General features: G+C 34.1%; 20 protein-coding genes. 11 read left to right on the forward strand and 9 right to left on the reverse strand.

Annotated features, from left to right (window positions below):
• Positions 1 to 13: 13 nt before the first annotated feature.
• A complete protein-coding gene (locus AC5LWZ_RS04910) occupies positions 14 to 1,243 on the reverse strand; it encodes a phosphopentomutase (RefSeq protein ID WP_110448262.1) in 1,230 nt (409 codons plus the stop codon).
• Positions 1,244 to 1,778: 535 nt separating this feature from the next.
• On the opposite strand from AC5LWZ_RS04910, the gene murB reads away from it, so the two are divergent.
• From murB to birA, 3 genes are read left to right on the forward strand one after another with little or no spacing between them, the layout of a single operon-like run.
• Entirely contained in the window at positions 1,779 to 2,789 is a 1,011-nt protein-coding gene (murB, locus tag AC5LWZ_RS04915; protein ID WP_493464074.1) for a UDP-N-acetylmuramate dehydrogenase, read from the forward strand.
• A gap of 49 nt (positions 2,790 to 2,838) precedes the next feature.
• Positions 2,839 to 3,951 (forward strand): MFS transporter, encoded by a 1,113-nt coding sequence (locus AC5LWZ_RS04920; protein ID WP_110448260.1) that lies wholly within the window; start codon positions 2,839 to 2,841, stop codon positions 3,949 to 3,951.
• An 8-nt stretch (positions 3,952 to 3,959) separates the two neighbouring features.
• On the forward strand, positions 3,960 to 4,913 hold the full coding sequence (gene birA, locus AC5LWZ_RS04925) for a bifunctional biotin--[acetyl-CoA-carboxylase] ligase/biotin operon repressor BirA (RefSeq protein WP_198199219.1): 954 nt from the start codon (positions 3,960 to 3,962) through the stop codon (positions 4,911 to 4,913).
• Positions 4,914 to 4,966: 53 nt separating this feature from the next.
• Here birA and AC5LWZ_RS04930 read toward each other — a convergent pair whose 3' ends face one another.
• Positions 4,967 to 7,294, reverse strand: a complete 2,328-nt coding sequence (locus AC5LWZ_RS04930; RefSeq protein ID WP_493464075.1) for a zinc/cadmium/mercury/lead-transporting ATPase — start codon at positions 7,292 to 7,294, stop codon at positions 4,967 to 4,969.
• A 1,302-nt stretch (positions 7,295 to 8,596) separates the two neighbouring features.
• Between AC5LWZ_RS04930 and AC5LWZ_RS04935 the strand changes: the two genes are divergently transcribed.
• Positions 8,597 to 9,778 (forward strand): sugar efflux transporter, encoded by a 1,182-nt coding sequence (locus tag AC5LWZ_RS04935; RefSeq protein ID WP_110448257.1) that lies wholly within the window; start codon positions 8,597 to 8,599, stop codon positions 9,776 to 9,778.
• An 85-nt stretch (positions 9,779 to 9,863) separates the two neighbouring features.
• Here the strand turns inward: AC5LWZ_RS04935 and surE are convergent, their stop codons facing one another.
• Both surE and ypfJ read right to left on the reverse strand, forming a co-directional pair.
• Positions 9,864 to 10,643 (reverse strand): 5'/3'-nucleotidase SurE, encoded by a 780-nt coding sequence (gene surE / locus AC5LWZ_RS04940; protein WP_181414685.1) that lies wholly within the window; start codon positions 10,641 to 10,643, stop codon positions 9,864 to 9,866.
• Positions 10,644 to 10,665: 22 nt separating this feature from the next.
• Positions 10,666 to 11,535, reverse strand: coding sequence for a KPN_02809 family neutral zinc metallopeptidase (gene ypfJ / locus AC5LWZ_RS04945; RefSeq protein ID WP_493464076.1), 870 nt, complete (start codon positions 11,533 to 11,535; stop codon positions 10,666 to 10,668).
• A gap of 482 nt (positions 11,536 to 12,017) precedes the next feature.
• Between ypfJ and proP the strand changes: the two genes are divergently transcribed.
• A complete protein-coding gene (gene proP, locus AC5LWZ_RS04950; protein WP_493464077.1) occupies positions 12,018 to 13,517 on the forward strand; it encodes a glycine betaine/L-proline transporter ProP in 1,500 nt (499 codons plus the stop codon).
• A 249-nt stretch (positions 13,518 to 13,766) separates the two neighbouring features.
• Positions 13,767 to 14,177 (forward strand): hypothetical protein, encoded by a 411-nt coding sequence (locus AC5LWZ_RS04955; protein ID WP_493464078.1) that lies wholly within the window; start codon positions 13,767 to 13,769, stop codon positions 14,175 to 14,177.
• Between the two features lie 214 nt (positions 14,178 to 14,391).
• On the opposite strand, the gene AC5LWZ_RS04960 is transcribed toward AC5LWZ_RS04955, so the two are convergent.
• Entirely contained in the window at positions 14,392 to 14,826 is a 435-nt protein-coding gene (locus AC5LWZ_RS04960; RefSeq protein WP_493464079.1) for a hypothetical protein, read from the reverse strand.
• A gap of 641 nt (positions 14,827 to 15,467) precedes the next feature.
• On the opposite strand from AC5LWZ_RS04960, the gene AC5LWZ_RS04965 reads away from it, so the two are divergent.
• Both AC5LWZ_RS04965 and dld read left to right on the forward strand, forming a co-directional pair.
• Entirely contained in the window at positions 15,468 to 15,839 is a 372-nt protein-coding gene (locus AC5LWZ_RS04965; protein ID WP_198221797.1) for a hypothetical protein, read from the forward strand.
• A 244-nt stretch (positions 15,840 to 16,083) separates the two neighbouring features.
• The gene (dld, locus tag AC5LWZ_RS04970; RefSeq protein ID WP_493464080.1) at positions 16,084 to 17,799 is read left to right on the forward strand and encodes a D-lactate dehydrogenase; all 1,716 of its coding nucleotides are present in this window, start codon (positions 16,084 to 16,086) and stop codon (positions 17,797 to 17,799) included.
• Between the two features lie 82 nt (positions 17,800 to 17,881).
• Here dld and mutS read toward each other — a convergent pair whose 3' ends face one another.
• Complete coding sequence (gene mutS, locus AC5LWZ_RS04975) at positions 17,882 to 20,440, reverse strand: DNA mismatch repair protein MutS (protein ID WP_294892340.1); 2,559 nt, start codon at positions 20,438 to 20,440, stop codon at positions 17,882 to 17,884.
• 469 nt (positions 20,441 to 20,909) lie between these two features.
• Between mutS and gapA the strand changes: the two genes are divergently transcribed.
• Positions 20,910 to 21,905, forward strand: a complete 996-nt coding sequence (gene gapA / locus AC5LWZ_RS04980; RefSeq protein WP_086363477.1) for a glyceraldehyde-3-phosphate dehydrogenase — start codon at positions 20,910 to 20,912, stop codon at positions 21,903 to 21,905.
• Positions 21,906 to 22,046: 141 nt separating this feature from the next.
• On the opposite strand, the gene cspE is transcribed toward gapA, so the two are convergent.
• The 3 genes from cspE to yjgA form a co-directional block, all read right to left on the reverse strand.
• Positions 22,047 to 22,256, reverse strand: a complete 210-nt coding sequence (cspE, locus tag AC5LWZ_RS04985) for a transcription antiterminator/RNA stability regulator CspE (protein ID WP_025315032.1) — start codon at positions 22,254 to 22,256, stop codon at positions 22,047 to 22,049.
• A gap of 397 nt (positions 22,257 to 22,653) precedes the next feature.
• On the reverse strand, positions 22,654 to 23,184 hold the full coding sequence (gene ppa, locus AC5LWZ_RS04990) for an inorganic diphosphatase (RefSeq protein ID WP_065578025.1): 531 nt from the start codon (positions 23,182 to 23,184) through the stop codon (positions 22,654 to 22,656).
• 69 nt (positions 23,185 to 23,253) lie between these two features.
• A complete protein-coding gene (gene yjgA, locus AC5LWZ_RS04995; RefSeq protein ID WP_493464081.1) occupies positions 23,254 to 23,790 on the reverse strand; it encodes a ribosome biogenesis factor YjgA in 537 nt (178 codons plus the stop codon).
• A gap of 77 nt (positions 23,791 to 23,867) precedes the next feature.
• Between yjgA and pmbA the strand changes: the two genes are divergently transcribed.
• Together pmbA and AC5LWZ_RS05005 are read left to right on the forward strand one after the other, a co-directional pair.
• Positions 23,868 to 25,220, forward strand: a complete 1,353-nt coding sequence (pmbA, locus tag AC5LWZ_RS05000; protein WP_493464082.1) for a metalloprotease PmbA — start codon at positions 23,868 to 23,870, stop codon at positions 25,218 to 25,220.
• A gap of 6 nt (positions 25,221 to 25,226) precedes the next feature.
• Entirely contained in the window at positions 25,227 to 26,963 is a 1,737-nt protein-coding gene (locus AC5LWZ_RS05005; protein WP_198199255.1) for a SulP family inorganic anion transporter, read from the forward strand.
• The last annotated feature ends 7 nt before the right edge of the window (positions 26,964 to 26,970 follow it).

The raw sequence follows: 26,970 nt of genomic DNA on the forward strand, positions 1-26,970 counted from the left end.
AAAAAACAGTTTACTATTTGCGAATAAATGACTCACCATAATCCATCGGTGATAAATCAAAATAATCCGCAACACTTTGTCCTATATCAGCAAATGTTTTTCGATGACCTAATGACCCAGCAGGAACACTATCACCATAAACTAAAACAGGAATATGTTCACGAGTATGATCTGTTCCCGGCCAAGTAGGATCACAACCATGATCGGCACTAATAATTAATAGATCACCAGGTTGAATCAGTTCTAACATTTCAGGTAAACGACGGTCAAAATATTCTAATGCTGCAGCATAACCAGCAACGTCACGTCTGTGGCCGTATGATGAGTCAAAATCAACAAAATTGGTAAATACAATAGTGTTGTCTTTAGCTTGTTTAATTTCATCAAGTGAAGCATTAAATAGTGCTTCAATGCCAGTTGCTTTCACTTTCTTTGTGATACCTACCTCGGCGTAAATATCAGCAATTTTACCGATTGACACAACGTTACCTTGTTTTTCATCAACCAATTTTTTAATCATCGTCGGTGCTGGTGGTTCAACAGCTAAATCATGACGATTACCAGTACGCACGAATTCACCTGGTTTATTACCTAAAAATGGTCGAGCAATAACTCGGCCAATGTTATAATCGCCTTTATTAAGTTCATCACGAGCAATTTCACACACTTCATAAAGCTTATCTAAACCGAAAGTTTCTTCATGGCAGGCGATTTGAAACACAGAATCAGCGGAAGTATAAAAGATAGGTTTACCAGTAGCCATATGTTCAAGGCCAAGTTCATCGAGAATCACTGTACCTGATGAATGACAATCGCCAAGATAACCAGGTAACTTGGCGCGTTTAACGATATTATCTAATAATTCTTGCGGAAAGCTATTAGTAGTATTAGTAAAATATCCCCAATCAAATAGCACAGGAACACCAGCGATTTCCCAGTGACCTGATGGTGTGTCTTTACCTGATGAAATTTCACTGGCATAGCCATAAGCACCAATAACATTACCTTCAGTAGCCATTCCTTTTGGGTATGAACCAGTTGATTCGTAGGCAGCTTCAATTAAACCTAACTTTCCTAAGTTTGGTAAACTTAATGGTCCATGACGGCCGTTATCAGCTTTACCTAAAGCACAAGCTTCGGCAATATGACCTAATGTATTAGAACCTTCATCACCATATTTTTTTGCATCTTCTGCACCACCGATCCCGAAGGAATCGAGGATCATAATAAAAACTCTTTTCATATTTTCCTCTAAATCTCAACTACTTTTTAAATATAGCAACAATTCTAAATTATTAAGCCATCTAAAGCCATGATCTTTAGAAAATAGGATCAATGACTGATTTATCAGCTTTTTAAAAACCTTTTAATAATAACGTTTACCATTAGTTTGAGTAAAATAGATTTTAACTCAATTTATAAAAAAGATCGCTTGGCTGACTATAATACATGATAAAAAAAAACAAAAAAGAGATCGATCTACATTACTTGATTATTTGCTTAATCTTTTGGCACTTTTTTGCTCAAGTAACTCATTAAGATCTGTAAAAAAATTTTAATAAATAAAAGATCGTTTTGCATTGTGCTAAAATAGTAACTAAATGAAGAGTAAATACAATTGCATAAAGAAGCTATATCATATATGCAATTGATAAAGCCATTAATTTGATGTTTTTAAACGCTAAAACTAATCAAACAAATGGAATAATTCATAAAAATGCCAAATAAGATTGGTTTAAACGAAATTAAAAGTCTGTTTTTATAAAAGGTCGTTATTAATGAATCAAAAAATTCCTAACACTTTTGCATTAGATGTTTATGCTAAACAAGTTGAAACTATCACAACAGTTGAACAACTAATGCAAGTTTGGAAAAACAACCCCAATAATCAACCAATCATGATGATTGGGCAAGGTAGTAATACGTTATTTACTGAAAATTTTGCTGGAACAATCATTGTTAATCGAATTAAAGGATTAACGATTACTGAAACGCAAACTCACTGGCATTTAAAAGTTGGTGCCGGTGAATATTGGCATGATATTGTTGCTCAAACTATTAACCAAAATATTTCTGGACTTGAAAACTTAGCTCTGATTCCTGGATGTGTTGGTTCTGCACCAATCCAAAATATTGGTGCTTATGGTGTTGAATTTGAAAAAGTAGCAGATTATGTTGAATTGCTTGAATTTGCGACTGGTCAAATTATTCGCATTACTGATGGTCAATATGGTTATCGTGAAAGTATTTTTAAACAAAAATACGCCGAAGGTTATGCGGTTGTCTATGTAGGAATTAAATTACCAAAACAGTGGACCCCAGTGCTAACTTATGGGGAATTAAAAAATTTTGATCCGCAGAATGTTACAGCCCAAATGATCTTCGACAAAGTATGTGAGATTCGTCGTAGTAAATTGCCAGACCCAAAAGTACTCGGTAACGGTGGTAGCTTTTTTAAAAATCCCGTGGTAGATAAAAAACTTGCTGATAAACTACTTGAAAAATACCCATCAATGCCTATATATCCTCAAATAGATAATCAAATAAAATTAGCTGCTGGTTGGTTAATTGATCAGTGTGGTTTAAAAGGTTATCAAATTGGTGGTGCAGCAGTTCATCAACAACAAGCTCTGGTATTAGTCAATAAAGATAATGCTACAGCGCAAGATGTAGTTGCGTTAGCGCGTTATATCAAAGATGCAGTATTACAAAAGTTCTCGGTGCACCTATCGCCAGAAATTCGATTTATGGGCGCGACAGGTGAAATTGACGTGGATAATTTTTTATAAAGTGGCAAACGCTTTATAGATAATAAAACTACTTATAAACAATAAAACTATGAAACATTCGTATTCATTTCCTATTTTATTAACAAGTTTATTATTTGTTACCATTGCTTTATCGGCACTCAATACGCAAGTACCGCTTTGGCTAGTCCGTGAAGATTTTTCGCTTGGACAAATAGGTTTAGTTGGTTCAAGTTATTTCACGGGTAACTTGCTTGGTACGATTATGGCAAATTGGTTTATTAGCCGATTTAACGCCAGATTTACTTATACCTACAGTTGCATCATTTTTGCGATTGCGACAATTGGTTTAAGTTTCTCTATGGATTTTTACAGTTGGGCAATATGGCGATTTTTTATTGGTATTGCCTGTGCTGTCACATGGGTTGTGATCGAAAGTTGTATTTTAGTCACAGGTACAGTACGCACACGAGGGAAAATGCTTGCTGTATATTTGACTACCTATTACTTAGGTACTGTATTAGGACAAGCATTGCTACAATATTTTCCGCAAGACGTACTCTATTTTGGTTTAGTGATTACCGTACTAATGGGATTAGCCATCTTATTTATATTGCTAACCCACTATAAATTGCCGAAAAAGAAAAAAAGCAGTTTTAATATTATGCCAATGATATTATACAAACCTTCTCGAGTTGGTTTAATTGGTTGTGCTATTGCTGGTATGTTAATTGGATCACTTTATTCACTAATGCCTGCTTACTACTCTCACTTAGGTTATACTGATAATCAAGTAGCAAATTGGATGGTATTGCTGATCCTTTCTGGTGTGATTGCCCAAATGCCTGCCAACTGGTGTGCTGACAAGTTTGGAAGGCGTATAGTGCTACTGGTCGAATCAATCTTAATGATGTTTGCTTGTAGCTTGCTGATATTTAATGTTTGTGGCGTATTAGCCATTATTTTATTAGGTTCAACCATTTATACCATTTATCCAATATCTATGGCGTGGGCTTGTTCGTGTGTACGCAAACAAGAAATTGTATCAATGAATCAAGCGATGTTATTAACTAATACTCTTGGTAGTTTAGTTGCACCAGCGGTTATAGCCTTTATAATGGATAAGTTAAGCAATACTTATTTATTCATCAGTTTTGCTATAATTTCACTATATTTTGTTGTTTTATTGTTAGTCAAAAAGTGAGGGATTTAATGCGCAGTAACCAAAATCCATTGAAGCTGATTAATATATTAGCTGATGGAGAGTTTCATTCTGGTGAAGAGTTAGCTAATCTATTTGGTATTACTCGTGCGGGTATCAACAAATATATCAAAGTACTAAGAGAGTGGGGGATTACCTTATCTTCTGTACAAGGTAAAGGTTACTGCTTAGCATCACCTATAGACTTACTCGATAAAACTAAAATCGATAACTATTATGGCGCAGATAGTCACGTCGAAGTGTTGCCTATCATTGATTCGACTAACCAATATTTATTAAATAATATAGAAAGATTAACAACGGGTGACAGTTGTGTTGCCGAGTTTCAATCCAAAGCCCGAGGCAGGCGAGGGCGTCAATGGTTCGCACCATTTGGCAGTAATCTTTATTTTTCGATGTATTGGCGACTCGATCAGGGCATTGCTGCTGCTATGGGACTGAGTTTAGTGGTTGGTATTGTAATGGCTGATACGTTAAGGGCAATTTCTGGTCAAGATATCAAAGTTAAATGGCCTAATGATTTGTATCTAGATGATCAAAAACTTGCGGGTATATTAGTTGAACTTGCTGGTAAAACAGGTGACTGTGCTCATGTTGTTATTGGTATTGGTGTCAATTTAATGATGACTAATCCCGATCCTAATATTGTTAATCAGAAATGGGCTAACTTAGGTAAAGTTGACCGCAATTTATTAGTGGCCAAAGTGGTCAAGAACTTAACATCAAAACTTACTGACTTTGAACAACATGGTTTAGCACCATTTCTTGATGATTGGCTACGACTCGACAATTTTGTTGATCGTCCAGTTAAACTATTAATTGGTGATAATGTCATTCGAGGTGTTGCTAAAGGAATAAATGAACAAGGTGCATTAATCTTAGAACAAAATGGTAAAACTAATACTTTTATTGGTGGGGAAATTTCATTAAGAAGTGATGACTAGCACTGTATAAAATAGCCCCATTTAATTGTAATGGGGCACCATTTAATTGTTTGTTATTTTTTAACTCTTAATAATCTCAAGGCATTAGCGGTAACAATCGCGGTGGTACCCGAATCGGCTAACACAGCTAACCAAAGTCCAGTTACGCCAAATAAGCTGGTGATTAAAAATATCAGCTTAATACCTAATGCAATAGTGATATTTTGTTTAATATTACGATTAGCAAAACGGGCTAGGCGTATTAATATTGGCAAACTTAATAAACTGTTTTTAGTCAGTGCTGCATCAGCAGTTTCAAGTGCAACATCAGTACCACTGCCCATAGCTATTCCGACAGTTGCAGCTTTCATTGCCGGGGAATCATTAATTCCATCACCAATCATCGCAATTGAAGTATTGCGTCCAATCTCCTCAATTTTTGCTAACTTATCAGTTGGCAGTAACTCTGCACGATAATCGATGCCCAATTGACCTGCAATTGCTTTTGCTGCTCGTTGATTATCACCGGTTAACATTAAGGTTTGTAAACCAAGTCGTTTAAGTTCACCGATAGCTGGCAAAGCATCATTTCGTAGTACATCTTGTAAAGCAATAATTCCCAATAATCGTTGGTCAGTTGTGACGACTACTACAGTCTTACCATTATCTTCAAGTTGATTGATCGTTTGCAGATCTTCAATACTTAGTGCGTTTGCTACTGTTTCAATCTTATTTGGTGACACGACAAAATAAGTTTGTTGATCAAGCTCTCCCTGAATGCCAACGCCAGCAATTGCCTTACGATTATTTGCTTCGTAAAAAGGGATCTGTTTTTGCCTCACATAATCAATTAAAGCTTTCGCAAGCGGATGATGTGATCCGCTTTCAATAGCCGCAACAATAGATAATAACTGTTCTATGGAACATTGATGGTTAATTACATCTGTTACTTGTGGTTTACCTTCGGTTAAGGTACCCGTCTTATCGAATGCCAGCATTTTGATTGAACCAATATGTTCAAGTGCGGCACCACCTTTTATCAATACCCCATATTTAGCCGCGCTAGATAAGGCAGAAGTAATAACTGCTGGTGTGGAGATGACTAATGCACAAGGACAACCAATTAATAATAATGTTAATCCTCGATAGATCCATGTATACCAGTCTGCACCCATCAATAATGGTGGAATTATTACCACTAATAAAGCAAATAGTGTAATGCCTGGAGTATAATAACGACTAAATTTATCAATAAACCGCTCAATTGGCGCTTTACGATCCTCTGCATCTTCAATTAATTGCAAAATGCGATCGACCGCATTTTGTCCTGATTCCGAAACTACCTTAAGTTGAATGGTATTATCTACCACTAACGAGCCAGCTAAAATTTTGTCACCACTTAAGTAATTAACTGGAATTGATTCACCAGTTAAAGCGCTCTCATCAATACTGGCTTGTTCACTAATCAAAACAACATCAGCAGGTAATCGTCCACCAGAGGAAATTTCGATTATATCATCAGGTTTTAATGTATGACTGGCAACGGTTTTTCTTTTACCATCAATGATAACCACTGTTTCATCAGGCATTAATTCTGCCAGTGACGAAATTCCTTTTTTGGCCTTACTAGTGGCGAAGCCTTCAAGCATTTCACCTATCATAAATAAAAAGATGACCATGGTGGCTTCTTCGGCGGCACCAATAAACAGCGCACCAATCGCCGAAATGCTCATTAAAGACTCAATAGCAAACGGTGTACCACTACGGGTTAACACCATAGCCTGTTTCAAAATTGGGATTATCCCAATAACAGCTGTCACTATAAACGCATACTCTCCAACTGTATGGTTCATCAACAAAATAAGATAACTAATAACAATTAATATGCCTAAAATACCTAACGGAATAAATGCTTTTTTATCAAAATTATGTGAATGCTCGTGGTGATGAACATGGTTAGGGGTTGATTCAAAAATTGGGGTATATCCCAATTCCGTGACTTTGTCTTCAATCATCTTTATTACTGCATCATCATGCTTAGGAACAAAAACAATTAACTTTTCAGTAGAAAAAATAATTTTGGTTTGATTTATATTAGGTAGTATTTTTACACCGTTTTCGATTTTACTTGCGCAATGTGCGCAATCCATACCCTGAATTTTCCAGGTAAGCTTAACATCTTGACTGCTCCGTTCAGGATCTTCGGGAGGATCTTCAATTTCACACTGTTGTGATGAATTATGATCATGCCCATCACAACAATGTCCTATAGCCTGTTCATGATTTGTTTCATGAGTATGTTGGGAATTATGTGTATGATTATGAGCAATATTATGACAATCTCCATGACAATGGTCGTGATTATTATGGTGAGTTTTGGTGGATTTGTTATTATATAACATAACGTTACCTCTTTTTGTGGATGATTTTGATTGTACACTCAAAAAAACAAAAAGAAATCTTTTTTAACTAAATTTGTAAAACATAATAAAGAAAATGGAATAGTAATTTTGAAATTTATTTACATATCTTAACAATTTTTTTAAAACTAAAATTGTAAAAAAAAATAAATTATTTATACTAACCAGTACAAAAAAAGGTATTTTTGTTAATTAACATGGATGTTCTCTAACCAAAGATTGGAATAATCATGAATTTTTGTTGTTGTCGAGATATTTTCTGTTGAAATTGTTTATGAATTTATTCAGGATCTGTCAATAAAATTGATTTAAATCAATTCGATTAAAGTAAAAATTTGCTAACTTATTGTTGATAAAGAGATTACTATCAATCTATTGGTTTCATACATGGTTTAGTAAATACTAGATTAATTGAATAATAAAAAATAATTCAATTAATAATATATTTTCTGTAATTTACCCAGTTTATATATTATTTTAGTTTTACTAAACCATGTCGCTTACCTATTTATTCAATGATGATTAAGATACCGAAATTTCTTTGTCTCAAATTTTTTATAGAAATAATGTTTAAAAAATTTTGAGGAACGGGGATTTTGAAAGATTAAAAATATTAAATTTTTTCTATTTTTCTAATTAAAATTAGGAACTTTTCTCAAAAAACTCGTTTGTTATCCTTTATTACTACAATTATTTAATCATCAAAGAAAAAGTCATTCTATAGTAGAAAAGAAATCTAAACCTAAGTCATGAGGATTTAAATTTGCTGGCGACTTTGCTCAAGTGGTTATTTAGTTTGGCGAAGATCCAATGATATAAAAAGCTAATGGCAGTGCAATAACAATTGTTTTCTCTGCGTTTGATGGCAAACTTAATGGCATTGATCGTTTAATTTTGCAATTTGATTTAGTTAATAAATTTCATCTTACTTACGAGCAATTTGCTTTTTTTATTAACTTGGCAATTACCCAAGCAAGGTTTAACTTAAGATAGCTAATTTATTGCTGAATTAAGTTATCACCTAATAATATTATAGAAATGCCATAGAAATTTGGTTAATTAATGAATTGGAGAAAATCGATTGAAAGGATAACGGTGTAATTAGGTTTTGGTTTCAAACTAGGATGGTTTATTTAGTGGTGAAAAAATCATTAGCACAAATTTATTTTATTATTAATATTAACTATTGCTTGAATAATTAGCTACTGATCAAACTTAAGCCTATATTCACACCCCTTTTAGGGATATAATTATCGCACATTATCAAATTGTTAAGTTCCTATTATGACTTCTTCATCTCTTCGAAAATCGGGCGTAATTTTTGGCGCTTTTTTAGTGACTACATTTATTATTGGTGTGGCTGGTGCATTGCAATCACCCACATTAAGTCGTTTCTTATCATTTGAAGTGGGTGCTGATCCTCGTTTGGTAGGTATCTTTTTCTCAATTAATGCATTAGCTAGTATTATCGGTAGTTATTTGTTAGCCAAATATTCAGACAACAAAGGTGACAGACGTAAGATTGTTATTTTTTGTTGCTTGATGGGATTAGCAAATAGTCTGATTTTTGCTTATTCACGTAACTATTATGTATTAATTACATTAGGCGTATTTTTTGCAGCGTTAGCTTCGGCTGCCATGCCACAAGTTTTTGCTATGGCGCGAGAATATGCTGAAAAAAGTGGCCGTAATGCCGTTGCATTTAATTCATTGATTAGAGCGCAATTATCTTTGGCATGGGTTATTGGTCCGCCATTATCATTTGGTTTAGCTATCCATTATGGTTTTACCTCAATGTATTTATGTGCGATGTCGATGTTTATCATATCCATGTTTGTAGTAGCAGTTTTTTTACCACCAGTAGAAAAGAAGTCAATCAGCTCACTTAGTCCTGGTCAGTTAGCTACCGCTAATCAATCAATTTTTACTAATCGTAATGTGATGTGTTTGCTACTTTCTACTATTTTTATGTGGACTGCTAATATGATGTATATTATCGATATGCCAATTTATGTTGAAAAGGTATTGCATCTTTCTGATTCATTACCTGGTGCGTTAATGGGGCTGGCTGCAGGGATTGAGATTCCAGTAATGATAATTGCAGGGTATATGGTACCAGCATTAGGTAAGCGCAATCTATTTTTTATCGCTATCATTTGCGGAATTTTATTTTATGTTGGTATGATTTTATTCACTGACCCAACCATGTTATATGTATTGCAGATTTTTAACGCATTATTTATTGGCATCGTTGCCAATATTGGTATTATCTATTTCCAAGATTTGTTACCAACTCGAATGGGGGTTGCTTCAACTTTATTTAATAATGGCATTATTTGTAGTGTTATTTTGGCTGGGATTATTCAAGGTTTTGCATCACAAGCATATGGTCATGAAATAATTTATTGGATTGGCTTAGTGATGGTTACTATTTCTTTTGTCTTTTGTGCATTGGTTAAGAAATAATTTCAAAAGCTTTATACTTATATTTTACGTCTTCCTGATTATTTAGCTAATCAAGGAAGACGCAATAATTCCATAAAACAAAAAGTTAAACGTTAAATGTAGCTTTTATTTGTTGATAAAAGTCGTAATCAGTACGTTCATAATGTAATGGCGTAATCGCGATATAGCCATTATTGGCTGCATCAAGCTCCTTATCATCATCAAGCACATTTTGATTGCGTTGTGCTCTAAACCAAAAATATTCATGACCTTCAGGATCTTGTGTTTCAGCAACTACAAATTTGCTAACATCAGCAGTCCCTTGCTTGGTGATTTTAATTCCTTTTATTTGCTCTGCTCGGCAATTAGGAAAATTAATATTAAAACAAGTATTCTTTGGTGTCGTTAGGGATAGCAATTGCCTTATTACTGACTCAGCAAGATGAGTTGAGCAATGCCAATCTGTTGGTATATTGTCCTCACTACTCACTTGACTCAATGCTATTGCTGGCACACCGAGTGTCATAGCCATCATTGCTGCGCCAACGGTTCCAGATAATACAGTTTCAAAGCCTAAGTTTGAACCATTGTTAATCCCAGATAGAACCAAATCTGGTAATTGTGCTGCCATTAATGATTTGATGGCAAATAACGAACAGTCAGCCGGTGTGCCATAAACTGCATATTCTGTTTGGTTACGTTTTTGTACGCGAAATGGTGATTTCAAACTAACTGAACAAGAAACACCACTTTGATCGACAACTGGTGCAACTATCCAAACTTCGTTGGCGATATTTTCAGCAATACTTTTTAAAATTCGGATCCCAGGTGCATCAATTCCATCATCATTAACTAATAAAACTCGGTTGACTAATTTTTTCGACATACTTATTTCCTTTTTAATTTCCTTATTGAATAAATGTATTGCACTGATCAATTGCTCCACTATCAAAACCACGTTTAAACCAACTATAACGTTGTTTTGATGAACCATGAGTAAAACTATCAGGAATTATATAACCATTATTTTGCTGTTGTAAGCGATCATCGCCAATTGCTTGTACGGTATTTAGGGCTTGTTCGATATCACCCATTTCTAAAATATTCTGTTTTTGCATGGCATTTCCCCATAATCCAGCATAACAATCGGCTTGTAATTCAAGTTTGACTGATAACTGGTTATTGGTCTCGTTAGATTGATTTTGCCTTAATTGTTCAACCTTAGCAAAAATCCCAAGTAAGTTTTGTACATGATGTCCTACTTCGTGAGCAATCACGTAGCCTTGAGCAAAATCACCACCGCCTCCAAGGCGTTGTTTCATCTCTTGATAAAATGATAGATCAAGGTAAACCGTTTGATCGAGATTACAATAAAATGGCCCCGTCATTGCTTGACCTGTGCCACAAGCAGTTCGAGTTGCACCATTATAAAGTACTAATTTAGGTGCAATATAGGTTTTACCTAATTGTTGAAACTCTTGACTCCAATAATCTTCAGTACTGGCCAAGATAATTGAGGTAAATTTAGTTGCATTATTATTTATAGAACTATTATCAACAGGCAATGTTGATGATATGGATGTGGTATCGTCTAAATCAATCAGATTGCTATTCAGTAAGCCAGTTAAATCAACGCCGTAATAACCAGCAACTAACACGACAATAAATAAAATAATTTTACCTTTACCACCAATTGGAATCCTTGTTCCAATATCACTTCCTGATTGTGAGCGGCGATCTTCAATGTTATCACTCTCTCTTTGGTTTCTCCAACGCATAGGGAATACCTCATCAGTTTAAGTTATATTATTTTAAAGGATTATAGATAAGGTTACTAGCAATAGACATCCATTACTTGATTAAAAAAGTAAATGATAAAATAGTATGATAAGAGCGTTATTTTTGCTGATTTTAGGTATATAATTTTGGTTATACTCTTTGGAGTATTATTCGTATAAACAAAACTAAATTTGCAATTATATGTGATTAAAGTTTTATCTTAATTCTTTATCTAGTCACTTAGATAACGCTAATTATTTGTCAGTGTTACTTATTATACATTTTTACAACTTTACGATTTTATCTTTTTTACTGTATCAATCATTGTGATATGGTCTTCTATTAATAAGAATCGTACACTTTCAACAAAAAGTAAGTCAAGTCGGGTAATGATAACTACTGCTGTTTGGCATAGTAGCTAATTAAAGTTAATTATTTGGATTTAAATCTTGATATTGATTAATTTAAAAGGCGGTATTTTATGGCAAAAGTGAATAAAACGAATAATAAACCGTTAGACATTACTGATATTCCCATTATTGATGATAATCAATTAAAAAAAGCGACTTGGGCATCGGCTTTTAGTAATGCTATTGAATGGTATGATTTTGGGGTTTACAGTTTTTTGGCTTATATTATCGGACAGATATTTTTTCCTCATGTATCTCCTAGTGTGCAAATTATTGCTGCATTATCGACTTTTTCGATTCCCTTTTTCATTCGCCCATTAGGTGGCATTATTTTTGGTTTAATTGGTGATAATATTGGCCGTCAAAAAGTGTTATCGATTAGTTTAGTGATAATGTCATTAAGTACGTTTGGTATTGGGCTTATTCCCACTTATGAAACTATTGGTGTTACCTCACCAGTTCTGTTATTAATTGTTAAATTAGCGCAAGGTTTCTCAATAGGTGGCGAATATTCAGGTTCGGCAACGGTTGTTGCTGAATATTCACCAGATCGTAAACGAGGTTTTATTGGTGGCTGGCTTGATTTTGGTTCAATGGTTGGATTTATTTTAGGGGCAGGTCTAGTAGTATTTTTGTCTATGCTACTTAGTCAGTCGGCTTTGTACAGTTGGGGCTGGCGTATCCCATTTTTAATCGCTTTACCTTTAGGTATAATTAGCTTTATATTGCATCATATCTCAGAAGAAACCCCAACTTTTCAACAGCACCTTGAGGCTAGGCAATCAGCTGACATAGCTGAAACATCATCAACTACTGCGCTAAAACAAATTATTAGCCAATATTGGCGACATATCTTAATTTGTGCTGGATTGATCATTGTGACTAATGTGTCTTTTTACTTATTATTAACTTATATGCCAAGCTATTTAGCACATAACCTAAATTATGATACTGAGCACGGCTTGCTAATTATTATCGCTATTATGGTTGGGATGTTAATTATTCAACCCATAATTGGCTTATTAAGTGACAAAATAGGTCGCAAACCCTTTATATTGATTGGTAGTATTGGCTTACTCCTTTTATCTTATCCTGCATTTGTGTTAATCAATAGCCAACATATTCCACTCGTCTTTTTAGGCGTATTTATTTTAGCGTTATTCATAAACTGTTTTACTGGAATTATCACTTCAATATTGCCGGCAATGTTTCCAACTAATATTCGCTATAGTGCCATCGCCAGTATTTTTAATATTGCGATTATTGTTGCTGGGTTAACACCAACACTAGTGGCATGGTTAGTTGAATCAACCGGCAATTTATTTATGCCAGCTTATTACTTAATGATGATAGGTTTTATTGGTGTTATTACTGGTCTTGCAATGCACGAAACAGCTAAAAAACCATTGCACGGTACGACTCCAACTGCGGCTAATCGCTATGAAGCCAAAGCTCTCTTATCTGAACATTTTGATTCTATTGAAGATGAAGTAGAAGATATTGATCAACAGATCGAAGAACTACAAAATAAAAGACAAGAACTGGTTGATCAGCATCCAAAATTGGATTAGAAAGTTTTATTCCCAAAAAATATAAAGATATGCAAAATTTTTGTATTTACTTAATTATTCTGGTTGATTAGGAATTTGCAGGAATAAAATGCTTTAATCCTATAAATGTACAATTTTATATTTTCTATAATGCAATCGGCTACAGCTAATGAGTTCTGTTAGTGCAAAATTTATCTACTGACTTTTGCACTTTTGTGCTTGTTAATATTAAGTTAATATAAAAAATTAAAAACTGGATGATTTAATATTATGGAATATAGAGCTATTAAGACCAAAGAGATAGGTATTATTTATGGCAGAGATGCTATTTATTTGGATGAATTTAGACAGATATTTGGTGCAGAATATTGTTGTATTTTTAAAGGTGAATTTAGCTCCTCATTAACGGATATAAATTCTGACAAACATTTTATTCCATATATTTTTTCTTTTTCTGATGTTATTTATTATCAGTGTTGCGAATTAGATCTTTATATAAATGAAAAAAAATTAGATTCATCTTTTGATTTAGTTTGTAATTCTAGTTTAATTCAAGAGTTAAAAAACGGCAGCATATCCTCTAAGATAAGCGAAGATCATAAACACTATGTATTACAAACTTATGATTATATTTTTGATATTATTGCAAAAGATTACAAACTCGTGATTGAAAATGAATAATTGAATTTTATTAAGATGAAATTGAACGTGATGGCGTGTTCTATCCGCTTTGTAAAGCATTTCGGATTATAAGATAAACTACGTTGTTCTAGTATTTTTTATACTTGATTTTTGATTCTATAATTTAGCGTTAAGATCCATTTACTAATAAAATGGATCTCTTATTAAATTGTAGATAGTGGTCGTCATTGGTGGCAAACTATTTTTTAACAGATTAAAACAGAGAATCTTTATGCCAAATATAATGATCTATAGGTAACCATTGATCTTTTTGTAGATGATACCAAACTGTTAAATTTTCTTCAGCATTAATTTGCCAAGTTATTTCGGTTATTTTAATTTCCTGCTGCTCAATTTCGTCTGGTTTGAAAATATTTAGCAGCCTTATCCTAAATTCTGTTATTGGACCTTCATCAGTTCCTAAAATATATGTTTCTTTTTCATAGGAAGGAAATTTTTCTAGTGCATCATCTAAGGATAAATTTTTCACCATTTCATAAGAAATATATTGAGATTGAGTATTTTTTTCTGTCACTACTGATGTTTCTTTAATAGGATTTAAATCAATAGCTTTTTGTTCGGCAATTGCAGACTTACTACAATAAAATAGAAAAAAGAAAATAATCAATAAATAAAGTTTTTTCATCATATTAATATAAAATTTAGTTATTATATTCCGAACCATTAAATATTTATTTTAAATTTTAATATATTAAATAGTTAATGTACAAAGAATTAAATCTGAGTTAATCTTCTTGTTCTTTTCAAATTTTTATCCTCAGCAATATTTATAATTGCTTCTTCTCTATCTATATTAGAATCTAAGGCTTTTTTCTATCAATATAAATCTGCGTTTAACTTTTTACTTTTAGGTGTGCTTGTTTCAACAATTTGTTTGCGAAGAGTTATTTGATACATTGAAGTAATTCGTTATTGACCGTCTAATAACGATAATGTCGATTCAATTTTTTCTTCTTCAGGTGTTTCTTCAATTATTCGGAGTTTAAATCCTACTTGTCCACCGATATATAAGGTCATTAAAGCACCGATACGAAACGAACGAGATATTGAAGCGATTAAACTATATTTTTTAATTATGAAGTTATGAAATCTATAATACAACAATGTTTAAATTATCTGCATAACCTATATAATATAATTGGAAAAATTAAATGATTTTTCTAATGAAATACAATCTAAAATTATCTAATTTATATGCAAATTTTATACTTTGTTGTATGCTTATTTTCAGTCATCACTTAAGAATATAGTGACAAAGGAATGTTAAATTTGAAAAGTGTTTTTTTATTTCTCATGCTATTTTTGCTGACTATCACAGATAGCTATGCAGCTGTAGTATCAACAAGATTTTATACTATTAGGGGCAATAGTGAACAGGTATTTTTCTTTGTTTTTTCTGAATTTTTAATCATATTATTTGTTATTATGATTAGTATTGTTGGCGTTATTGAAAATCGAATACAAAATAAAAATATTAGAAAGCCAAAGAAACCGAAAAAAATATTCAAAACAGATGTACCATTAATAAAATCAGTTCAAGAATTTAAAAAACTAAAAAAGAATAGTAACCAACACCGTATATTTGCTTTTTTAGGAAAGTATTTTTATCGACTAAAAGAATTTTTTAGCAAAAAAAGTTGAGGAACGCTATTTTTAAAACTCAAAAATGTATGCATTGTTCAATAAAACTTTAATCTTCATTCTTTATACCACCTCTATACACTAATAATTATCTTTTATTTTTATTCCTTTTAGCTTTTTGTGTCAGTTTTGTTCTTTCTCTCTGTAAAGTGTAATGTGCTCTTTTCAATAAATTTAATTGGTTATAATATGATCAGGAAGAGTTGAATATTTGTCTAATTCTAATTTAAATAAGGGAACCAAAATGACAGTGAATAATAGTACATCAGGCCTTGTTGAAAAGTTAAAAAGTATTGTTGGCGATAAATATACCTTAACTGATCCAAGTCGTACTTTACCTTATCGCCAAGGTGCGCGTTTTGGCCTAGGGGATGCATTAGCGGTGGTTATACCTAGCACACTATTAGAGCAGTGGCAAGTTTTAAAAGCTTGTGTTGAAGCTGATGTTATTGTAATAACTCAATCAGCTAACACTGGTTTAACAGGTGGTTCAACGCCAGATGGTAATGATTATGATAGACCGATAGTTATTGTAAGTACCCGTCGATTAGATGGTATTCAAGTAATTGAAAATGGCGATCAGGTTGTCTGTTTGCCGGGTAGTACGTTATTTCATTTAGAAAAAGAACTAAAAAAATATCATCGTGGACCACATTCAGTGATTGGCTCGTCTTGTATTGGTGCTTCAGTATTAGGTGGCGTTTGTAATAATTCGGGTGGTGCGTTAATTCAACGGGGGCCAGCTTATACTCAAATGGCAGTATTTGCTCAATTGGACGAGCAAGGGCAGTTACATTTGGTTAATCATTTAGGTATTGAGTTAGGCGATACGCCTGAAGATATTTTACAAAATCTACAAAATCGTGTTTATACCGATAAAGATGTTAACCCGAACGCAGGTTTAGGGCATGATCACCATTATTGTGATCATGTGCGACAAATCGATGCTGATACGCCGGCTCGATATAATGCAGATCCAGCTCGTCACTACGAAGCGTCAGGTAGTGCAGGGCGGTTAATGGTATTTGCGGTGCGATTAGATACGTTTCCATTAGAAGAAAATACTGCAGTGTTTTATATTGGCACGAATAATACCAATGAACTGGATGATATTCGTCGTCATATTTTAGGACAATTTAAAAATTTACCAGTATCTGGTGAGTATATTCATCGAGATGCGTTTGATATAGCTGCAGTATATGGTAAACATCTATTTTTAGCGATCCAAAAATTGGGCACCGATAACATACCTCGCATGTATGCTTTGAAGAATTTTGTTGATCGAATAATGAGTAAAATTCCCTTCATTTCGGGCAGTTTTTCCGATAAATTTGCCGTGACTGTTTGTAAATTGTGGCCAAATCATTTGCCAAAATCGATGCGTGATTATCGTGATCGTTATGAACATCATTTGATTTTAAAAATGTCTGATGGAGGCATAGCTGAAGCTGAGGCATTTTTGCAGGACTATTTTGCTACCAGTTCAACGGAAAAACGTAATGGCAGTTATTTTCGTTGTAATGATAAAGAGGCAGAAGCCGCAATGTTGCACCGTTTTGCCGTTGCTGGTGCGGCGACAGTTTATCGTAATGTGCATACTAAAACGGTTGAGGATTTAGTCGCGTTAGATATCGCTTTGCGACGTAATGATAAAGATTGGTTCGAAACCTTGCCTGAAAGTATTAGTCAGCATTTTATTCATAAGTTATATTATGGTCATTTTTTCTGTTCAGTGTTCCATCAAGACTATTTGGCAAAAAAAGGTACTGACTGTGCTAAAGTGGAAGAGGAGATGTTGGTGATACTTGATCAGCGTGGAGCGCAATATCCAGCTGAACATAATGTTGGCCATTTGTATCATGCTAATTCAGATTTGAAAAACTTTTACCATGAGTTAGATCCAACTAATAGTTTCAATCCAGGTATTGGTAAAACCTCCAAGAAGAAATTTTGGAAATAATTCAAACCAAAATTCTAAAATTATCACCGCCACTATTAATTTAATGGCGGTTTTTGATTAATTTACTATCATTGTTGATTAGTTAAAGTAATTTTTTTAATTGGTAAATGGTTTCTAACGCTTGTTTTGGTGTTAGTGCATCAGGATCGATCTGTTGTAGGGCTAGTTCGACTTCTGATGGTTCTGCATCGCCAATAAAGGTAAGTTGTGAGCTTTCAACATAGCTATTAGCTGATTGTTTAGAAATGACTTCTAGCTCTTTTAGTTTTTGTTTGGCGCGTTTTAAGATGGTTTTAGGTACTCCTGCAAGTCCTGCTACCGCTATACCGAAACTCTTGCTTGCAGCACCTTCTGAGACTTCATGAATAAAGGCGACAGTATTATCATGTTCTATTGCATCAAAATGGATGTTATAAACACCTTGCATCTGTTCTGGCAATTGAGTTAGTTCAAAATAGTGGGTAGCAAATAGAGTCATCGCTTTGATTTGGTTAGCCAAATTTTCAGCACATGCCCATGCTAGTGACAGACCATCATAAGTTGACGTTCCACGCCCAATTTCGTCCATTAAAACTAAACTATTTGGTGTCGCATTATGCATAATATTAGCGGTTTCAGTCATTTCCACCATAAAGGTTGAACGTCCCGAAGCTAAGTCATCGGAAGCACCAATCCGTGTAAAAATACGATCAACAGGACCAATGATTGCTTTAGAGGCAGGAACGAAACTACCAATATAAGCAAGTAGAATGATTAATGCAGCTTGACGCATATAGGTACTTTTACCACCCATGTTTGGACCAGTTATAATTAGCATTCTTCTATTTGGTGATAATGATAATGAGTTGGCAATAAATGGCTTTTGTAATACCTGTTCTATTACAATGTGTCGGCCATCTTTGATTTCAATACCTGCTTGATTGGTTAAGGTTGGACAATAATAATTAAGCGTCAAGGCTCTTTCAGCAAGGTTGGTTAGTACATCAAGTTCCGCAATTGCATCAGCACTGATTTGCATATCAGCTAATGATGGCATCAGTTGATCGAATAGTTGTTCATAAAGTTGTTTTTCTAGAGCTAAAGCTCGCCCTTTAGATGTTAAAACTTTATCTTCGTACTCTTTTAACTCAGGAATAATATAGCGTTCGACATTTTTTAGTGTTTGTCTTCGCGTATAATGGATTGGTGCTAAATGACTTTGCCCACGGCTAATTTGGATGTAATAACCATGAACCGCATTAAAACCAACTTTCAATGTATCAATGCCTAAAGTTTCACGCTCGCGAATTTCGAGCTGTTCTAAATAGTTGGTTGCACCATCTGCTAAATCACGCAGTTCGTCCAGCTCTTGATTATAACCGCTAGCAATGACACCTCCATCACGAATAATTACTGGTGGTGATTCAATAATTGCTCGATTTAATAGATCGGCTATTTGATCAAATTGATTGATTTTAGCACTCAATGCAATGAGTGCAGGTGCCTTAAATTCTGACAATGATTGCTGAAGTTGTGGTAAAAGGTTGTAGGCATCACGTAATCGAGCAAAATCACGCGGACGTGCACTTCTTAATGCTAATCTTGCCAAAATTCGTTCAAGATCACCGATTTGTTTTAATAACGGTTGTAAATCGATAATATTATTTTGTAATTCACTTATTGCTTGTTGCCGATTGTGTAAGATAGATAGATTGCGTATTGGTGAATGCAACCATCTTTTGAGCATTCGACTACCCATAGCGGTTTGTGTTTTATCTAAAATGTCGGCAACGGTATGTTCAGTGCCACCCGATAAATTTTCAGTAATTTCTAAGTTTTTTCTGGTAGCTGCATCTAAGACTACAAAATCAACAGGCGATTCTTTAATTATTGATCGAATATGAGGCATAGCTGTGCGTTGGGTATCTTTGACATATTGCAATAAGCAACCTGCTGCACATAATGCATAATGACAATTCTCAACTCCGTAACCAACTAAATCATTAGTACCAAATTGTAAATTAAGTTGTTGTTTTGCCGTTTCAAGATCGAAATCCCATATTGGTCTTCGTCTTAAACCATGGCGATGTTCAATCAAAGACATCGATTCGAAATTTTCTGGATAGAGTAATTCGACAGGGGCGGTCCGTTGTAATTCTGCTTGTATTGCTTCGGGATTATCACATTCAAATACAAAGAAACGGCCAGAACTCATGTCTAAAGTTGCATAACCAAAGTGCTCTTTTTGTTGCCAAATACAAGCAAGCAAATTGTCTTTGCGATCTTCTAACAATAATTCATCACTTACAGTACCGGGAGTAACAATACGGACAATTTTACGTTCAACCGGTCCTTTACTTGTTGCTGGATCACCAATTTGTTCGCAAATTGCGACTGATTCACCAAGTGAAATGAGTTTGGCTAAATAACTTTCAACCGCATGGTAAGGTACTCCTGCCATCGGAATAGGTTGACCATTAGATGAGCCTCGTTTGGTTAGTGAAATATCCAAGAGCTGTGAACCACGTTTAGCATCTTCATAAAACATCTCATAAAAATCCCCCATACGATAAAATAGCAAAATATCAGGATTTTCAGCTTTCAACTTTAGATACTGGCGCATCATTGGTGTGTGGTCGGTAAAATCTTGGTTATCAGTCATAGTGTTATTTCTTTAATGTTTAAAATTCAATTTATCAAATCTATTGCAATTTCAACTTCTATCGCAGAATCTCATAGTCAGACAGCCAAATGGCTTATGATAGTAAAATTTTGTAACTAAGCTAAGCTAGCATAAATTATTGCTAGAATAATATATATTAGGTTTATGGTCGATAAAATCTTCGCTATGAAATTGTTACTGAATTTGAAGCGGTATCATTCTTATAATCCAACTTATTATAACGAATTATTTTTACTTAATGCAGTGGTTATTTTTATGCTGAGAGCAAAATTTTTTATTACATTAATTATTTGATTTTATTTAATATTGTTTGTAATTTCTTTTATGGTTAAAAACTATTTGATTAATTCGTGCCTAATTATGTGTAATGGTCTTGAATAAGCCCCCAAAATTTGGTAGTTTACTGCAAGTTATTTTTATCATTTAAAACAAAAAGAAGGTAATTGTTATGACAATCAAAGTAGGTATTAATGGTTTTGGCCGTATCGGTCGTATTGTTTTCCGTGCTGCTCAAAAACGCTCTGACATCGAAATCGTTGCTATCAATGATTTATTAGACGTTGATTATATGGCTTATATGCTTAAATATGATTCAACTCACGGTCGTTTTGACGGTACTGTTGAAGTTAAAGACGGTAAATTAATCGTTAACGGTAAAACAATCCGCGTTACTGCTGAAAGAGATCCTGCGAACTTAAAATGGAATGAAGTAGGTGTTGATGTTGTAGCTGAAGCAACTGGTTTATTCTTAACTGATGAAACGGCTCGTAAACACATCCAAGCTGGTGCTAAAAAAGTTGTTTTAACTGGCCCATCTAAAGACAATACTCCAATGTTTGTTATGGGTGTTAATGATAAAGAATATGCAGGTCAAGATATCGTTTCTAATGCTTCTTGTACTACTAACTGTTTAGCGCCTTTAGCTAAAGTAGTTAATGATAACTTCGGTATCGTTGAAGCGTTAATGACTACTGTTCACGCAACTACAGCAACTCAAAAAACAGTTGACGGTCCATCTCACAAAGATTGGCGTGGTGGTCGTGGTGCTGCTCAAAACATCATCCCATCATCAACTGGTGCAGCTAAAGCTGTAGGTAAAGTTATCCCTGAATTAAATGGTAAATTAACTGGTATGGCTTTCCGTGTTCCAACTCCTGACGTTTCTGTTGTTGACTTAACTGCACGTTTAGAAAAACCAGCTAAATACGAAGACATCTGTAAAGCTATCAAAGCTGCAGCAGAAGGTCCAATGAAAGGTGTTCTTGGTTATACTGAAGATGACGTTGTGTCTACAGATTTCTTAGGTGAAGTTTGTACTTCTGTATTTGATGCTAAAGCTGGCATCCAATTAAGTGACAACTTTGTTAAATTAGTTTCTTGGTATGATAACGAAGTTGGTTACTCAAACAAAGTATTAGACTTAATTGCAGTTGTTGCTAAATAATTAGAAGTAGTTGTAATTGCAAAAAAGCGACCTTGTGTCGCTTTTTTTAATTCTAGAAAGGGAAATTATATTCTGCCTTAATAAAAAAACGCCTATTTCGAGAAATAGGCGTTTTGTTTTTATTATTTAATTAAAGTTTAATTAGATAACAACTACTTCAGCCGCTGCTGGTCCACGAGGGCTATCTTGGATAGCAAATTCGACTTGTTGTCCTTCAGCTAAGGTTTTAAAGCCATCACCAGAGATTGCAGAAAAATGTACGAATACATCTTTGCTGCCATCGGCTGGAGTGATAAAACCGAAACCTTTACTTTCGTTGAACCATTTTACTTGGCCTGTTTTTTTATTCATTTACTAGACATCCTAACAATAATTAATAATTTGCCTTATCGGCAGTTTAGGCATTAACTAAACATTAATATACCCACTCATAAACTAATCTAACTAGTCTGGAACTAAATTAGAAAGTTAATCGTTTTCATAAAAATGCTTCTTGTTGTTAGCCCGTTACTATTACCTCACAATTTAAAATCGAAAGCAAGATGTTAATGACAATTTTTTCATCTTAGTGCGCGGTTTTATATAAAATTTTTATATTAAATAGTGTAATTTGATAAATGACAAATTGTAGTGGTGCTAAGTTATTGAAGTTATTTCGAAAGTAAAAAAAAGTTTAAAAACTGAATCATAAAAAATTTTTCTTATGACTCAGTAGAAATGATTACTTTTTTGAATAATTTAGGTAGGATTACTTCTGTTTGGCTCTTTCAAAAGATTCAATTATTTCTTTACGAGCGGCTTCAGCATTATCCCAACCATCAACTTTTACCCATTTACCTTTTTCTAGTGCTTTGTATTGTTCAAAGAAGTGTTTGATTTGTGATTTTAATAATTCAGGTAAATCGTCTACATCTTTAATATGGTCATATTCTTTTGATAGTTTAGTATGCGGTACTGCAACTAATTTAGCATCAGAACCTGCTTCATCAGTCATTTTCAAAACACCAACTGGACGACAACGAATTACAGAACCTGGTTGTAATGGGTATGGAGTTGGAACTAATACGTCAACTGGATCTCCATCAAGTGATAAAGTGTGATTAATATAACCGTAATTACATGGATAAAACATTGCAGTTGCCATAAATCTATCAACAAATACTGCGCCTGTATCTTTATCGACCTCATATTTAATCGGGTCAGCATTCGCTGGGATTTCAATCACAACATAGATGTCATCTGGTAATTCTTTACCGGCTGGTACGTTTAATAGTCCCATTTTTGTATCCTCTATCTTTTATTAGTTAGTAGTATTTAATCATAAATATAAAGCGAACATTATAAAAACTTACTCTGTTTCGCACAATTCTTTTAAATATTGAAAAATTTGTCTGGCTGTTTTTGGTGGTTTATTTGCAGCTAGCTCTTTTTTAGCTGAACGCGCAAGTGTGCGTAATTGCTGTCTATCTGCGGTAGGAAATAACTCCATAATTGATTCAGCATCGCCAGTTTCGATCAATTCATCACGTAGTTTCTCTAATCGGTGAAACATGGCAACTTGCTGATTATGGCGATTTTTGAGTTTATCCAATGCCTGTGTAATCGGTTCAATATCACGATTTCTAAGTAATTTACCTATGTATTGAATTTGTCGACGATAGCCTTCTTTTTTTATTTTTTTAGCTAATTCAATAGAATATAATAAGTCTTCATCAAGTGGGATTTTACTTATTTCATTTTTGCTTAAATTGACAAGTTCGACACCTAATTTTTTAAGCACCTCGGCATCTCTTTTGATTTCACTTTTACTAACGTAAATAATTTCATCATCTTCTTGATTTATATTGAAGTCGGGTTCTAGATTTGGCTCTTGATTGTTATTCATGCTATTTCTTTTGTTAACTAAAATTAAATTCTGGCATATTATAACGTATCACTAGCAGAATTGTAGAAAATAATAAAATGAGTATTGAACAAATTAAAAAAGATGCGATAAGCCAACAACAACATCTATCCGCTATTGTTGCCGATGCTATCAAACAAGCACAAGCTCGGGTCGATTCAGTAGAGGTGTCGATTAATCAATCTACTGGTATTAGTGTCAGTACTAGAGAAGGTGATACTGAAAATGTTGAATTTAATAGTGATGGTGCATTAGGTATAACCGTTTATCAAAATCAACGTAAGGGTAGCGCATCTACTAGTGACTTGTCACCACAGGCGATCAGCCAAACAGTGGATATGGCTATCAATATTATGCAATATACTTCACCTGACCCATGTTCTGGTTTGGGCGATCGAGAGTTAATGGCATTTGATATTCCCGATTTAGATCTTTTTCATCCAAGTGATTTAAATGTTGATAATGCAATAGAACAAGCTAAACAGACGGAACTAACAGCGCTTACTGAGTCTTCATTAATAAGTTGTGATGGTGGTTATTTTAATAGCCGTTATGGTGTTTATGTCTATGGTAATAGTTTAGGAATGTTACAAGGCTACTGTGCCAGTTCGCATTCACTTTCTTGCTCGGTGATTGCTGAGCAAAATGGGCAAATGGAGCGTAATTATGCCTATACTTCGTCTCGGGAGATTAATGAGCTGCAATCACCTGTTTGGGTAGGAAAACAAGCTGCTGAGAAAGCTGTTGCCCATTTAGGTGCTAAACAAATTCCAACCATGCAAGTACCTGTCCTTTTTTGTTCTGAAGTAGCCGTGGGTTTAATAAGGCATTTAGTTGCTGCAATTAGTGGTGGTTCGATTTACCGAAAGTCTTCTTTTTTGTTGGATAGTGTAGGAAAAGCAATTTTTCCCGCTTGGCTGACAATTTTGGAAGACCCATATATTTTAAGAGGAGTAGGTTCTTCACCATTTGACAGTGAAGGGACGAGAACTGTTAAGCGCAATATTATTGAACAAGGTATTTTGCAAACTTATTTATTAAGTAATTATTCAGCCAAAAAACTGGGTTTGAAATCTACTGGACATGCAGGTGGTATACATAATTGGTTAGTCTCACCAAGCCAAACTGATGCTGATTTCACTGCAATGTTAAGAAAACTAGATAAAGGCGTTGTTATTACGTCATTAATGGGACAAGGTGTTAACAATGTGACCGGTGATTATTCGCGTGGAGCTACAGGTTTTTGGGTTGAAAATGGTAAAATCCAATATCCAATTAATGAAATTACCGTTGCCGGTAATCTTAAAGAAATATATCAGAATATTGTAGCGATAGGTAATGATATTGAAACAAGAAGTAATATACAATGTGGTTCAATATTGATTGAGAAAATGAGTATAGCAGGAAAGTAATTAAACATGGGAAAGTTTACTAATAGTGCATTATTCCAAAAAATCATTTTTTGGATGCCTGGGCTGATGAGTTTATTGCATTATAAGCGAGAATATCTCAATTTTGATATTAAAGCTGGATTGTCAGTAGCTGCGGTTTCGTTACCAGTTTCAATAGCATATGCTGAACTGACTGGCGTGGGAGCAATTGCTGGCTTATATTCGACCATCTTGCCACTGATTGTGTATGCACTATTTGGTTCTTCTAAACAATTAATCGTTGGGCCAGATACAGCAACTTGTGCAGTTGTAGCCGCTGTAGTTTTCCCTTTAGCTGCTAATGATCCCGTTTTACGTTGGCAATTAGTTGTATTATTAACCATTATGATTGGTATTTGGTGTCTAATTGCCGGTAAACTTCACCTAGGGGCTTTAGCTGATTTATTAAGCCAACCGATTTTAATTGGTCTTTTAAATGGTATATCAATTACGATTATGGTTGATCAGCTCGCCAAAACATTGGGATTTCAGTATGACTACTCTTATTTGATTGAGCGGATTGTTTATTTTCCTTTAAAGATATCACAAATTCATATATTAACTGCGTTAGTATCATTTTTTACTTTAGTAATATTGGTTGCTTTAAAAAAATTTAAACCACGTTATCCGGCACCACTGTTTGCGGTCATTATTATGACTTTTTTTTCATGGCTGTTTAATTTTGAACAATATAACGTTCGGATTATTGGTAGCGTGACCAGTGATTTCATTCCAGCAGAATCATGGTTAGATTTTGATAAAGGCTTAATGCGAAATCTAGTCGTTCCTTCTCTTAATATTGCCGTTATCTGTTTTGTTAGTATGATGATAACGGTACGTAGTTTTGCTTCTAAAAATAATTATGAAACCAATGCCGATGTGGAATTTAAAGCATTGGGTATGGCCAACATAGTTGCTGGGTTATCCCAAGGATTTGTTGTTAGTGGTACTTCATCTCGAACAGCTGTTAATGATGCTAATGGCGGTAAAACCCAATTAGTGTCAATCATAGCAGCTGTTTTAATTGGTTTTGTAGTGTTGTTCTTTTTATCTCCATTACAATACATTCCTACCTGCGTATTAGGCGTGATTCTCATCTATTCTTCGTTGTCACTTATTAATTTTCAAACCATTATTCGGTTTTTTAAATTTGATCGCGATGCATTCTATTTAAGTTTAACTACACTTATTTCAGTTTTAGTTATTGGTATTATTCCGGGGATGGCGCTGGCGGTTTTATTAGGATTATTTTTATTTTTACGTCGTGTTTTTAGACCGAATGATCAACTATTAGGTGTTGATGATGGTGGTCGAATTCATTCAATTGGTTCAGATGTCAAACCATTGAGTAATACTATGATTTATCGATTTAATTCGCCACTTACTTATTTTAATATTGCCTATTTTAAGCGTAGAATCATCAATTATATTGATGATTCTGCTGATCCGATCAATTATGTCATTGTCGATGCGATACCTTGTTTTACTTATAAAGATGTTAGTGTGTTGACGGGTATTGATGAATTGGTAAATTCATTAAAAGTTAGAAATGTTGTGCTAATTTTGGCTGGTCGACGCAAAACATTAAAAAATTGGTTTAAACAGATGAATCTTAAATTAGATAGTGATTATATCGAATTTGCTTATGACCTCTATTTTGCTGTGCGATTAGTGCAAAGTAAGGAGCATATGGATAGTAAAGAGGATGAAGAAGTTATTAACTAAACATTGA

The organism is Gilliamella sp. LMG 34362, from assembly GCF_984569125.1.

Bases quoted from the DNA above. Each gene is read 5' to 3' on its own strand.
- AC5LWZ_RS04910 (WP_110448262.1), bottom strand. From the start codon at position 1,243: ATGAAAAGAGTTTTTATTATGATCCTCGATTCCTTCGGGATCGGTGGT.
- murB (WP_493464074.1), top strand. From the start codon at position 1,779: ATGAATCAAAAAATTCCTAACACTTTTGCATTAGATGTTTATGCTAAA.
- AC5LWZ_RS04920 (WP_110448260.1), top strand. From the start codon at position 2,839: ATGAAACATTCGTATTCATTTCCTATTTTATTAACAAGTTTATTATTT.
- birA (WP_198199219.1), top strand. From the start codon at position 3,960: ATGCGCAGTAACCAAAATCCATTGAAGCTGATTAATATATTAGCTGAT.
- AC5LWZ_RS04930 (WP_493464075.1), bottom strand. From the start codon at position 7,294: ATGTTATATAATAACAAATCCACCAAAACTCACCATAATAATCACGAC.
- AC5LWZ_RS04935 (WP_110448257.1), top strand. From the start codon at position 8,597: ATGACTTCTTCATCTCTTCGAAAATCGGGCGTAATTTTTGGCGCTTTT.
- surE (WP_181414685.1), bottom strand. From the start codon at position 10,643: ATGTCGAAAAAATTAGTCAACCGAGTTTTATTAGTTAATGATGATGGA.
- ypfJ (WP_493464076.1), bottom strand. From the start codon at position 11,535: ATGCGTTGGAGAAACCAAAGAGAGAGTGATAACATTGAAGATCGCCGC.
- proP (WP_493464077.1), top strand. From the start codon at position 12,018: ATGGCAAAAGTGAATAAAACGAATAATAAACCGTTAGACATTACTGAT.
- AC5LWZ_RS04955 (WP_493464078.1), top strand. From the start codon at position 13,767: ATGGAATATAGAGCTATTAAGACCAAAGAGATAGGTATTATTTATGGC.
- AC5LWZ_RS04960 (WP_493464079.1), bottom strand. From the start codon at position 14,826: ATGATGAAAAAACTTTATTTATTGATTATTTTCTTTTTTCTATTTTAT.
- dld (WP_493464080.1), top strand. From the start codon at position 16,084: ATGACAGTGAATAATAGTACATCAGGCCTTGTTGAAAAGTTAAAAAGT.
- mutS (WP_294892340.1), bottom strand. From the start codon at position 20,440: ATGACTGATAACCAAGATTTTACCGACCACACACCAATGATGCGCCAG.
- gapA (WP_086363477.1), top strand. From the start codon at position 20,910: ATGACAATCAAAGTAGGTATTAATGGTTTTGGCCGTATCGGTCGTATT.
- cspE (WP_025315032.1), bottom strand. From the start codon at position 22,256: ATGAATAAAAAAACAGGCCAAGTAAAATGGTTCAACGAAAGTAAAGGT.
- ppa (WP_065578025.1), bottom strand. From the start codon at position 23,184: ATGGGACTATTAAACGTACCAGCCGGTAAAGAATTACCAGATGACATC.
- yjgA (WP_493464081.1), bottom strand. From the start codon at position 23,790: ATGAATAACAATCAAGAGCCAAATCTAGAACCCGACTTCAATATAAAT.
- pmbA (WP_493464082.1), top strand. From the start codon at position 23,868: ATGAGTATTGAACAAATTAAAAAAGATGCGATAAGCCAACAACAACAT.
- AC5LWZ_RS05005 (WP_198199255.1), top strand. From the start codon at position 25,227: ATGGGAAAGTTTACTAATAGTGCATTATTCCAAAAAATCATTTTTTGG.